We start from the raw sequence: 11,862 nt of genomic DNA on the forward strand, positions 1-11,862 counted from the left end.
GCCGTTGGATGAGGGAACCTAATGAGTTAGCAACTGAGCTGTGGAACCTCATTAGGTAAAATTAAGTGTAAATCTGCTAGTCTAGAGCCTTTAATTTTCATGCATTCTAATAATAAAAATTAGAAAATATGCAAAAAAATATTACTCGGAAGTTTAAAAAGCTAAGCCCCTATTCCAGGAATAAGGGTTTAGTTCGGGCTCAGAGTAAGCCAGGATCGAGGAGATAAACTTAATTAATAGGCATATGAGGCAATCGCTGTGGCAATCGGCTTGTCATCATCATTGACCATAGTCATGCGCATGGTGCAACCCTTACGCCCCAAACGTAAGGTTTCTGCACGGGCAATAAAATATTTGCCACGACCGGGCGCCAGATAATCCACGCGCATATCTACCGTCGCCAGACGTGATACCTTTTTAATCGTATCGGCAATAGTTTCCGGTTCAGCTTTCTTGTACAGCTCACCCATCGCCACAATTCCGCCAATACTGTCGAGTATGGTCGCTGCAAGACCACCATGCAGAATCTGAAATGCCACATTTCCAATCATGAAATCCTGCATTTCAACATATGCTTCGATCTGACCATCGACCACCCGCATGGTCATGCCATTATGCTTAAAAAAAGGAGAGGTATTAAAAGCGTGTACCAACTGGTTTAAGACCACTTCAATATCCACTTTTGCACCTAAATGTATATTACCTGTCCAATTTCTTTCTGTCTTAGTCATAAGTCTGCCCGAAGCTACAACAATAAAAAACCGCTAATTTATGCCCAAAAAATTCAGATAGGGTTACAATAGGGGCCTAGTTTAATACTGATTACTGAGATTTTTATGACCTATACGTTCAATCGTCCCGCGTTTCCTGCAACTCGCATGCGTCGTATTCGTAAAAATGAGCATTTACGTTCTATGGTACGTGAAACCCATCTCAGTGCTGATCACTTGATTTATCCAGTATTTGTGCTTCCGGGACAAAACCAGACCCAAGACATTCCAAGTATGCCAAATGTGCAGCGCCTGTCTGCTGACTTGTTGTTAAAAAAATCAGAACGTTTGCTCGAACTAGGTGTCAATAAGCTGGCGCTGTTCCCAGTCACACCACAACAAGATAAAAGCCTGACTGCAGAAGCCGCTTGGCATGAAGATGGTCTGGTACAGAAGACCGTTCGCCTGCTGAAAAAAGAATTACCGGAAATGGTGCTGATCACTGATGGCGCGCTAGACCCTTATACCACGCATGGCCAGGATGGCATCATTGATGAAACCGGTTACGTGCTGAATGATGAAACGGTTGAAGCACTGATCAAGCAGACTTTAAGCCATGCCGAAGCCGGTGCTGATATTGTCGCGCCAAGTGACATGATGGATGGCCGCATCGGTGCAATTCGTCAGGCCTTTGAACAGAATGGCCATATCTATACCTCTATTATGGCTTATTCAGCCAAATATGCGTCTAGTTTCTACGGTCCATTCCGTGATGCGGTTGGTTCTGCCAGCAACCTGAAAGGCGGCAATAAATACAATTACCAAATGGATTTCGGTAACCGTGCTGAAGCATTGCATGAAATTGCACTGGATATCCAGGAAGGTGCAGATATGGTCATCGTTAAACCGGGGATGCCTTATCTGGATGTGGTTCGTGAAGTCAAAGATACCTTCGGTGTACCTACTTTTATTTATCAAGTTAGTGGCGAATATGCCATGCTGGCTGCTGCGATTCAGAATGGCTGGTTATCTGATAGCGTGATTCTTGAGTCCCTGATGTGCTGCCGCCGTGCCGGTGCAGATGGTATCTGGACCTACTTTGCGGAAGAAGCGGCGCTCAAACTGAAAGACATGAAATAAAATAGAAGGACCTTGGCGCAATGCATATCGCCATTATCGGAGCGGGCATCACCGGTTTGATGTCAGCTCTGGAATTGCTTGAACAGGAATGTTCTATTACGATTTTCGATCAGCAAGCGGCTGGACAGGCAGCCTCTTGGGCCGGAGGTGGTATCCTCTCCCCAATGTATCCTTGGCGTTATCCTAATGCCGTCAATGCCCTCGCCCGCCATGCCAAACCGCTGTATCAAGCCTGGAACCAGAAACTGCAACCGATCACCGGGATTGATTTCCAGATTCATGAAACCGGTATGCTGATTTTTGATGAAACGGATTTTGAGATTGGACTGCGCTATGCCGAGCAATATCAAGATCCGCAGCAACATGCCGAATACCTGGATCAGCCTCAGATTCAGCAGATTAATAGTAAAGTAGATCTAAAATTCAAACAGGCGATCTACTTCCCAGAACTCTCCAATATCCGCAATCCGCGACTGTTACAGTCCATTATTGCTTACCTTAAACAGCATCCGCGTGTCACTTGGCAAGAGCATTGCAATATTAGTCAGCTAAATATCCAGCAAGATCATGTACACAGTGTTTCCACTAAAAATGGCCTGAGCTTTAAAGCAGATCAGTTCGTCATTGCCACCGGTGCATGGTCTGCACGCTGGTCTGAACAGCTCGGTCTGGACATTCCAGTTCATCCGGTTCAAGGCCAGATGTTGCTCTTTAAAACACCAGAAAACTGGCTACCGACCATGTGCATGAACAAGGTCATGTATCTGATTCCACGTCGTGATGGTCATGTACTGTGTGGTTCCAGCATGCGTCAGGTCGGTTTTGATACTTCGCCTTCTGCTGAAATCCGTCAGGATATTTTGGAAGCCTGCCTGGAAATGGTACCGGAGCTGGCTGATTTCCCAATTGTGAAACAGTGGGCTGGTCTACGACCAAGCTCCCCGGATGGCATTCCCTATATCGGCAAAATTCCGCATCTGAACAATCTCTGGACCAATTTTGGCCAGTTCCGTAATGGCTTATGTATGGGTGCTGCTTCTGGAAAATTGCTGTCTCAGTTAATCCTGGAACAACCGACCATCGTAGATCCACAGCCTTATAGTCCGGTACAGCGTTTACAGCCGCACTCTTTAACGGTTTAAAATATCAATTAGCGCTTCTTTCAGGGTCGGATAATTAAATTCAAATCCGGCTTCCTGCAAGGCTTTGGGCTGAACATATTGACCATTCAGAATCAGTTGTGATTGTTCACCTAGCATCATTTTCATACTGCAAGCTGGTAAGGGCAATAAAGGTTTACGCTTCAGCACCTGTGCTGCTATCCGGGCAAACTGCGCCTGACTGAGTTTTTCAGGTGCAACCACATTAAATACCTGTTGCTGGGTCGGCTGCTGCATCAGAAATTCGATCGCCCGCATGACATCCAGTAGATGCACCCAGGTCACCGGTTGACGCCCGTGGCCAATCCGGCCAAACATATTCAGTTTAATCGGCAATAACATCTGCGGAAGAATCCCGCCTCCTTGACCAAACACCACAGCAAAGCGAACAATTTTGGTGTCCTGCCCAGTATAGGACAAGGCCAGTTTTTCCCATTTCTCACACAGTTCTGACATAAAAATGGATTGTGGTGGACTTTGTTCTGTACACACCGTCTCCCAGTGTTCTTGCGGATCGATTCCATAGTAGCCGACCGCTGAAGTCGAAATAATACATTTGGGCTTAATCTGATTTTTCTCTAGATAGTCATATAACTGCCTGGTGGTATTTAGCCGACTGTCCAGCAATTTCTTTTTCCGGGCGGCTGTCCAGCGACCCTGACCGATACTTTCACCAGCCAGATTAATCACATAGTCAATCTGATGATTTTTCAATTCTTCCAGATTATTAATCCAGTGAAAATCAGGATGCTCTTCACGCAATTTTTTCTGCCGGGTCAGGCCGATCACGGCATAATCACGAGCCAGTAAAAATTTCACCAGATGGCTGCCAATAAAACCGCTGGCGCCTGTCATAAGGACTACAGGTTTATACATGGTTATTCTGAGCCATTATTATTGTATTGCTCAAATTATACGTCACTCATAAATCAAAATGTTAGATAAAGTAGGTTGGATCGATAAATGAGGAATTGTTATCAGGCTATACAGAAAACGTCTGATTTTCTATCAGCCTGATTTAGCTTTTTGAATTTAATCTCAACGATTTTGATATAAAGAGTCGAAATCTTAGCTAAACATTTTTGCTGCCATACGCTGTGCCTGTTTGCCATAAAACCAGTAGGTCAGCAGATAAAGCGGAATCGCGATGAGCAGGAACATGATCACGACAATACTCATAAATTGGGGCTGTTGCAGATATAGTAAAAAGTCCTGCCAGGCATTCGGATTGGAACGCGTCGCAATAGCAATCCCTAGAATTAAAAATACCAGATTATAGCCCCAGTAAATCAGACTGAATCCTAAGGTGAATTTTTTACGTTCTGCTTGGGTTGGCGCCCGTTGTTCCTTTTTTAAAAAATTAAACAGTACCCAGATCATCGCCACCAGATAAGGCACAATGGTTAATACTGCGCCCATGCCGGTCGGCATTAACGCCGCCACAACCCCGCAAATGCAGGTGAAAATAAAGCATAGGAAGAAAAACCAGAGAAAATAGCGAGTTAGAGGCACCATCAGCAGGACTCAAGGACAATTAATCAACTAGTATAAAAAAAATTAATTTTTTTTTCATTTTATTGTCAACCTAAAACGAGATGCTGACGTTATATAGGGTACGAGGTTCGGAAATTTGGACTGGCATCCACAAATTTTCGTTCTCTTTGCTAAAGCAATAAGTCCAGTGTTTTAGAAAATTTTGAATAGCAGCCAAAATTTTCACTATACACAAATCTTTGACCGACGATTTCATCATCACTCGAATCGTCGGTTTTTATTTTTTGGACGAACCGTTTTTAGCAATTCGCCTGCGAATCTTTATCGGCTTCTTATGCAGCATAAAATAATGATTAACTGTTTTTTCAAGTCTGTTTTTAGCAATTTTTATAAAAAATATTGGTTCTGCGATTCAGGTACTACAAAAAAATGCCTGAAGTAAAATTTAAAATAAAAACGCTGGATTCAATACTTTATATATAAACATCACATTTTATTGATTTCATAGATATTATTCTAATATTCAAAACTACGCTGAAAATAGTTTTAATGATGTGTAGCAATGAAATAGATCAAAATATTTTTTTCAAGTAGATTTTTAGCTGGGCTTTTTTCTATAGTAGGAAGGCAAAAATAAAGGTGAGTATACATGGCAGTTCATTTTCTACATACTTCTGATTGGCATTTGGGACAGTTTTTCCATAACCATGACCGTGAATTTGAACATGCACAATTCCTGAATTGGCTCCTTGAACAAATCAAGGAAAAACAGCCACATGCCCTACTGATTGCCGGTGATATTTTTGATGTCATCAATCCCGCTTCCAGTGCCCAAAGACAGCTTTATCAATTCCTTGCCGATGCTCATGAGCTGGCACCGCATATGCAAACCCTGATGATTGCCGGCAACCATGATTCAGGTTACCGGATTGAACAGGTTCAGCCTTTACTCACTAAATTCAATGCCAAAGCGGTGGGTATTGTCGGCCGGACTGCGGACAATGGTCTTGATCTGGATCGTTTGCTGGTTCCGATTTATGACCAGCAGCAAGAGATTATTGCCTGGTGCCTAACTCTACCTTATTTGCGCAGTGCCGAAATTACCGGTATTAATGAACATACCCATAATAGCCAGAATGCCATCAGCTATCTGCACCAACAGTTGATTGCCGAAGCCAAAGCACGTAAGCAGCCACATCAGGCACTGATTCTTATGTCACATGCACATATGCAAGGCGGTGAAACTTCCGATTCCGAACGCCCCATTATTGTCGGCAATGAAGAAGCTCTCTCAACGGCGTTATTTGATGAAGTCATTGACTATGTCGCTCTGGGACATCTGCATAAACCGCAGAAAGTCGGTCAGCTGCATATTCGCTATAGTGGCTCCCCGATTCCCCTATCCTTTAGTGAGATCAACTATTCGCATCAGGTTGTTGAAGTCAGAATCGATCCTGAACAAAATGCTGAACAGCGTTTTCAGTTTGAAGCGCTGAAAGTTCCTCGTACTGTCGAGCTATTTAGAATTCGAGAAAATCTGGAAAATCTGCTCAGCAAAGTAAAAGCACTGCCGACTGGGGAAATTGAGCATCTGGCAGCACGACATTTTCTGGAAATTGAATATACTACCGATGCACCGCCACCGGTAGATTTACGTCAGCAGATTGAACAGGCACTGCCGCCAAATCGTTATCGTCTGCTACGCATCAGCCGGATTTATCAACGTCAGGCAGAAGATCAGGCTGATAGCTCTAAAATTGACTTGGCACCTCCAACACCTGAATCACTGTTTTTCAATATCTGGGAAAAAATGGGTTATAGCCAGGATCATTCGGTGCAGCAGGATTTTCAGCAGTTATTGGTCGAAGCCCAACATGAACTTGCACAAAAACAACAAGCTTAGGATCAGCCATGAAAATTATCCGTCTGAGCCTAAATAACCTCGCCTCTCTCGCTGGTACGCATCATATTGATTTTGAATCAAATCCTCTGGCACATGCCGGACTGATTGCGATTACCGGAAAAACCGGTGCTGGAAAATCCACCCTGCTCGATGCCATGTGTCTGGCGCTGTACAACGAAATTCCACGTTTAAAAGGTGCCACAGGTAGTCTGAAAGATGCCGGCGGACAGGATGTCTCGATCAAGGATTCCAAAAATATTCTTCGTCGTGGCTGCGTACAGGGTTTTGCCGAGCTTGAGTTTATTGCCTTAGACCAGAAACGCTATACGGCACGCTGGGAAATTCGTCGTGCCCGGCAGAAAGTGGATGGTAATTTAAAGGTCGATCGTGCCATTACCTGTCTGGATGATCAACGTGTGTTGAACCAGAAAATTTCTGAATGCACACCGCTGATTGAAAAACTGGTTGGCCTGAGTTTCGAGCAATTTACCCGTGCGGTTTTGCTGGCACAGTCCGAAGTTGGTGCCTTTCTAAAAGCCAAAGATAATGAACGTGCCGATTTACTCGAATATCTGACCAATTCTCAGATTTTCAGTCTGGTCAGCCAGAAAGCATTTGAAAAACACAGTGAAGTGAAGCAGAAACGTGCTGACCTGGAAAAATTAATCGGTCATCTGGAACTGTTATCTGAAGAAGATATTGCTGCTCTGCAGCAGCAACACACGACTTTAAAACAGGTGGTTGAACATCTAAACCAGAGCGAAAAGGTACTGGAGAATGACCTGAAATGGCATCGCCAGCAGCATTATCTCTATACTGAAATTCAGGCCAAAAAAGAAATCTATACGGTTCAGCTGGATGCTGAACAGAAAATGACACCGCAAAAACAGTTATTAGATCAACTGGACCAGTTTCAGCAGATTCGGGAACAGTTTGTCCAGCAACATCAGTTTCAAAAGCAGCGTAGCCATTTACTGACTGAGCAGCAAAACTTTGTTGCCGAATTCATGTCAGTTCAGCAGCAGCGTGATAGCGAACAGCACAAGTTGCAGCATATTCAGCAACAGCAACAACAGCAGCAACAAGAGTTCCAGAAGATCAAGCCTTATCTGGATCAGGGACTCAAGCTGGATCATGAAATGCTGTCGATTGGCGAGCAGTATAAGCAGCTTTTAGCCGAACAGCAGACCTATAGAACCCAGCAGATTCAGCCTGTTCAGAATCAACTGGTGCAGACTGAGCAGCATTTGCAACAAGTTCAGGTTCAGTACCATCAGATTCAAAAGCAACTAGAACAACAGAGCTTCTTAGCGGTTTTTGATGACGAGCCACAAGCAACCTTACAACGCTTACAGGATTATCAGGAACTGCATCAGAAATTCATGCGGCAGCACCCGGCACTTTTCCAATCTAGCCGGGCTGAATTGGAACAGCAGCAACAGGCTTTATCTGCTAGCTTGCAGGAACTCACTCAGCGTTATACTCATCTGGATCAGCTTGAACAGCAGATCCAACAGTTCCAGACCCAACAGCAGCAACTCAGTACCCAGCATTCGAAGCTTGAAGCTTTAATGCGCACTGTACAGCAAATGGCTGGCTTAGAAACTGAAAGCCTACAATTGAACCGCGAGTTAGAAAGCTATCATGATCGTTTAAAGCAACTAGAAACTGAGCTGGTTCAATTACAGCAACAACGTCAGGAAGCAGAACAGGCTTTCGAACAATTGCAACAAGTACTGGCTCAGCAACGTTTATTACAGGCACAAAGTGTTCAGGAATTACGTGCACAGCTGAAACCAAATGAGCCTTGTATGGTCTGTGGCAGTCATGAGCATCCTTTTGTACAGCATCAGGAACTACTAGAAAATGCTTTGCAACAGCTACATGACCAGCAGCTTGAGGAAGCTCAGAAAAAACTACAGCAACTGACTCAGACATGGCAGCAAGCACAAATCCAGCAATCTCAACTACAAACCCTAATTGAGCAATATCAGCAACGCAGCAGTCAGCTCAATACGACACTACAACAGCAGAAGGTTCAATTAAATCAGGATCTTCAGCAATTTGATTTGCTGTTTGATTTAAGCCAGAGTACAGATCATTTGCAGCAACAGCTTGGTCAGCATGTGCTTCAACTTCAACAAGAACAACAGCAGCTAGTCCAGACCCTGCAAAATCAGCAAAGTGACTGGAAACAATGGCGTCAGCAACAGCAACAGCTGGATCAACTACGTTTTAGCATGCAGCAGCATTTACAGCTAGAACAAATGATTCATCCGGTTCTTAATCTACTGCCTGAGTCCTTGCAGAAATCCTGGATTACTGATGCCTCATCAAGCTGTCAGCAGTTATCCCAACAACTGCAACAACGTCAGAAACAGTCTCAGGAATTCAAAACCCTAGAGACTCACATCCAAAACTTAAACCAGCATATTGAAAAGGCACGTGATCAGCTCAGCCTGCATCAACAATATGATGCTCAGTTACAGCAAAAGATGGATACGGCGCTGAATATGGGTAAAGCGCTACGTGAACAGCTCAACCATCTGACCCTCACCCATGCCGGACAGATTTATCCTAAGGCACAGGAATGGCGTGACCGTTTGGAGCAACAACAACAGGCGTTGGATGAACAATTACGGGCACAGAGTCTGATGACCCAGCAGCATGATCAGCATTTGCAACAAGCTGAACTGAAAAAACAGAGTTTCATCACCCAGATTCAGCAACTAGAACAGCAGATCAAGCAATGCCAGCAATCTATTCAAGACTGGCAAAATACATATCCTGCGTTTGATGCCGAGCATATCCAGCATTGCCTGAATATTGACTTGCAACAGCATCAGCAAATTCGCCAGCAATTACAGGCACAACATCAGGTGGTTGAAAATGCCAAAACGGCTTGGGATATTCTGGAGGAACAATATCAGCATCATTTGAAATCCAAGCCTGAACTTAGCTTTGAAGAAGTTGAACTGCGCTTAAGTGGACTGGCACAGGAAAAAGCTGAACAGGAAAATGCCTGTAATGAAGTAGCCACCAAACTAAGAATACATGCCAATAACCAATCGACCTTACAACGCTACCAGCATCAGATTGAACAGGTCAAAGCTGAAGAATATCGTTGGGGGCGGATCTATGACCTGATCGGCCATAAGGAAGGCACCAAATTCCAGAAAATCGCGCAAGAACATCATCTGGATATTCTGGTCGAATATGCCAATCAGCAATTACAGCCTCTAGCACCGCGTTATCAGCTGCACCGGATTCCAGACAGTTTGAGTCTGGCGATTATTGATCTGGATATGAACAGCGAAGTGCGTCCTGTCCTGTCACTCTCTGGCGGTGAAACCTTCCTGGTCTCTCTGGCTCTGGCCTTGGCGATTGCCAATATGGCTTCCGGCTCAATGAAGCTGGAATCGCTATTTATTGATGAAGGTTTTGGTACTTTAGACCCGGCTTCCTTACATATGGTCATGAATGCGCTGGATCATTTGCAGAGTCAGGGCCGTAAAGTGGTGCTGATTTCACATGTACAGGAGATGCATGAACGGATTCCGGTTCAGATTCAGGTTAAACCGGTCGGTGCTGGTGCCAGTACCATTCAGATTATAGGTTAAAGCATGAACTCTACCCCGAACAAGCTCTCGCCCTATTTCAGCTTACAGCTTGAGAGCTTGCGGGGTATCAGTGCCATTGTGGTGCTATTCAGTCATAGTTTTCAGGCTTTTATCGCGCCTTTTGATCTGAGCCTATATTCCTGGGTACGTCTATTAGGCCAGGCTGCTGTGATGATCTTTTTTGTGCTCAGTGGCTATTTAATCGGGACTTCGATCCAGAACAACATCCAACAACATGAAAATTTTAATCTGCGGCAGTATATACGGCAGCGTTATCGGCGCATTTTACCGCCCTTTCTGTTTGCATCCGCTTTCAGTCTGATTCTATATGCGCTAGCACCTACATTTTTTGCTTCACATAGCCATGAGTTCCAGAACAGTTTTGGCATGATGATTCGGACTGCATATAACATTGACACTCAGGATTTTTTAGGTTCTTTATTCTTTCTAAACGGCTTTATTACACCGACGGTATCTGCCAATGCACCGCTCTGGAGCCTGAGTTTTGAAGTCTGGTTTTATGTACTGGCCGGATTTCTGCCTTTTTTAAAAGATTCTGGAATCGCTAAAATCGGCTTTTTTATCTTGCTTCTAGGGCTTTCAATACTGAACTTTCAGTTCCTGTTTTATTTTCTGCTCTGGCTAGTTGCCTTTGCCAGTTCATTCCAGCAGATCCAGCTGCGTTTTTTGAGTCGACTACAACTCGTTAAATTAGTACTCTTTGGCTTGGCGTTTATAATTGCCTGTGCGGATGCTTACCAGTTTCATGTCATTGAACAGGCTGACTTATATCGTGTAAATTATTTTGTGCCGTTTAACCTGTGTATGGGGCTCGCCTTTGTCTGCTGGATTGTGCAGCTGCAACATCAACAAAGCCAATATCAACCAGTTTGGCCTCAGTCTGCAAATTTCTCCTATACACTTTATGTCACTCATTTCCCTTTACTGCTTTTTATTCTAGGCTGCTTTCCTGCAACGCTTGATCATGGTCTTGAGGGTGCCGTTTTATCCTTATTTATGAGCATGTGCAGCTTAATTTTCTTTGCCTGGCTTATGGCCCAATGGCTGGAACCCCAAAGAAAAAAAGCGTTATCAACTACTCTGCAATAACGCTTTCCCAAAACTCAATTGTCAGTACAAATCAGTCCGCTTTTTTAGGACGTGCGCCAAACAAGGCAGTTCCCACACGTACCATGGTAGAACCTGCTGCAATCGCCTCAGTCATGTCGGCAGACATTCCCATACTTAAAGTATCCCAGTCTTCAGGTTTTGCATGTTGGCTTTTGACCTCTTCGAACAAGGCTTTGGCATCTGCGAAAGCCTGAGTATTTTCTGGCGCAGGAATGACCATCAGACCACGTAAGCGCAAATTCGGTAATTGACTGATCTGTGCAACCAGATCAGCTACTTCCTCAGGCTGACAACCGTCCTTGCTATCCTGTCCATCAATATTGACTTGCAGACAGATATTAAGCGCAGCTTGAGAATCACTACGCTGATTAGATAAACGTTCAGCAATAATCAGACGATCTACTCCATGCACCCAAGCAAAATTTTCTGCCAGGTGTTTGGTCTTATTGCGCTGCACATGACCGATAAAATGCCACTCAATATCCAGGTCTTTGAGTGCCGTGATTTTTTCCAGTGCTTCCTGTAAATAGTTTTCACCAAAGGCACGCTGACCAGCCTGATACATTTCTGCCAGCACAGGGCTAGGCTGGGTTTTGGAGACGGCCAGAAGTTGCACCAAATCCGGCTCACGCCCCGCCAGAGCGCAGGCGGACTGGATCTGAGCTAAAACCTGATTTCGTGACTGTTGCAGCATATTCATTGAT

9 protein-coding genes are annotated in these 11,862 nt (G+C 44.4%); 5 read left to right on the top strand and 4 right to left on the bottom strand.

Annotated elements, in window-relative coordinates:
- Positions 1-233: 233 nt before the first annotated feature.
- Positions 234-731: a thioesterase family protein gene (locus tag G5T77_RS06430; protein ID WP_034703122.1), complete on the bottom strand. Its 498-nt coding sequence runs from the start codon at positions 729-731 to the stop codon at positions 234-236.
- Between the two features lie 105 nt (positions 732-836).
- Between G5T77_RS06430 and hemB the strand changes: the two genes are divergently transcribed.
- Complete coding sequence (gene hemB / locus G5T77_RS06435; RefSeq protein WP_166137926.1) at positions 837-1,850, top strand: porphobilinogen synthase; 1,014 nt, start codon at positions 837-839, stop codon at positions 1,848-1,850.
- A gap of 20 nt (positions 1,851-1,870) precedes the next feature.
- Positions 1,871-2,992 (top strand): glycine oxidase ThiO, encoded by a 1,122-nt coding sequence (gene thiO, locus G5T77_RS06440; RefSeq protein WP_166137929.1) that lies wholly within the window; start codon positions 1,871-1,873, stop codon positions 2,990-2,992.
- Here the strand turns inward: thiO and G5T77_RS06445 are convergent.
- Positions 2,981-3,886 carry a TIGR01777 family oxidoreductase gene (locus G5T77_RS06445; RefSeq protein ID WP_166137932.1) on the bottom strand — a complete coding sequence of 302 codons (906 nt, stop codon included), beginning with the start codon at positions 3,884-3,886 and terminating at the stop codon, positions 2,981-2,983. The genes thiO and G5T77_RS06445 overlap by 12 nt on opposite strands.
- Before the next feature lie 192 nt (positions 3,887-4,078).
- The gene (locus G5T77_RS06450) at positions 4,079-4,525 is read right to left on the bottom strand and encodes an ABZJ_00895 family protein (RefSeq protein ID WP_166137934.1); all 447 of its coding nucleotides are present in this window, start codon (positions 4,523-4,525) and stop codon (positions 4,079-4,081) included.
- A gap of 628 nt (positions 4,526-5,153) precedes the next feature.
- Here G5T77_RS06450 and G5T77_RS06455 point away from each other — a divergent pair.
- From G5T77_RS06455 to G5T77_RS06465, 3 genes are read left to right on the top strand one after another with little or no spacing between them, the layout of a single operon-like run.
- Positions 5,154-6,407, top strand: coding sequence for an exonuclease SbcCD subunit D C-terminal domain-containing protein (locus tag G5T77_RS06455; RefSeq protein ID WP_166137937.1), 1,254 nt, complete (start codon positions 5,154-5,156; stop codon positions 6,405-6,407).
- 8 nt (positions 6,408-6,415) lie between these two features.
- Positions 6,416-10,027, top strand: a complete 3,612-nt coding sequence (locus G5T77_RS06460; RefSeq protein ID WP_166137940.1) for an AAA family ATPase — start codon at positions 6,416-6,418, stop codon at positions 10,025-10,027.
- A 3-nt stretch (positions 10,028-10,030) separates the two neighbouring features.
- The gene (locus G5T77_RS06465; RefSeq protein WP_166137943.1) at positions 10,031-11,137 is read left to right on the top strand and encodes an acyltransferase family protein; all 1,107 of its coding nucleotides are present in this window, start codon (positions 10,031-10,033) and stop codon (positions 11,135-11,137) included.
- A gap of 31 nt (positions 11,138-11,168) precedes the next feature.
- On the opposite strand, the gene G5T77_RS06470 is transcribed toward G5T77_RS06465, so the two are convergent.
- The gene (locus G5T77_RS06470) at positions 11,169-11,858 is read right to left on the bottom strand and encodes a YggS family pyridoxal phosphate-dependent enzyme (protein ID WP_166137945.1); all 690 of its coding nucleotides are present in this window, start codon (positions 11,856-11,858) and stop codon (positions 11,169-11,171) included.
- Positions 11,859-11,862 lie beyond the last annotated feature (4 nt).

The organism is Acinetobacter sp. GFQ9D191M (assembly GCF_011174875.1).
GTDB lineage: Bacteria > Pseudomonadota > Gammaproteobacteria > Pseudomonadales > Moraxellaceae > Acinetobacter.

Coding starts and splice junctions, on each gene's coding strand:
- G5T77_RS06445 (WP_166137932.1), bottom strand. CDS start 3,886: ATGTATAAACCTGTAGTCCTTATGACAGGCGCCAGCGGTTTTATTGGC.
- G5T77_RS06450 (WP_166137934.1), bottom strand. CDS start 4,525: ATGGTGCCTCTAACTCGCTATTTTCTCTGGTTTTTCTTCCTATGCTTT.
- hemB (WP_166137926.1), top strand. CDS start 837: ATGACCTATACGTTCAATCGTCCCGCGTTTCCTGCAACTCGCATGCGT.
- G5T77_RS06465 (WP_166137943.1), top strand. CDS start 10,031: ATGAACTCTACCCCGAACAAGCTCTCGCCCTATTTCAGCTTACAGCTT.
- G5T77_RS06460 (WP_166137940.1), top strand. CDS start 6,416: ATGAAAATTATCCGTCTGAGCCTAAATAACCTCGCCTCTCTCGCTGGT.
- G5T77_RS06455 (WP_166137937.1), top strand. CDS start 5,154: ATGGCAGTTCATTTTCTACATACTTCTGATTGGCATTTGGGACAGTTT.
- thiO (WP_166137929.1), top strand. CDS start 1,871: ATGCATATCGCCATTATCGGAGCGGGCATCACCGGTTTGATGTCAGCT.
- G5T77_RS06430 (WP_034703122.1), bottom strand. CDS start 731: ATGACTAAGACAGAAAGAAATTGGACAGGTAATATACATTTAGGTGCA.
- G5T77_RS06470 (WP_166137945.1), bottom strand. CDS start 11,858: ATGAATATGCTGCAACAGTCACGAAATCAGGTTTTAGCTCAGATCCAG.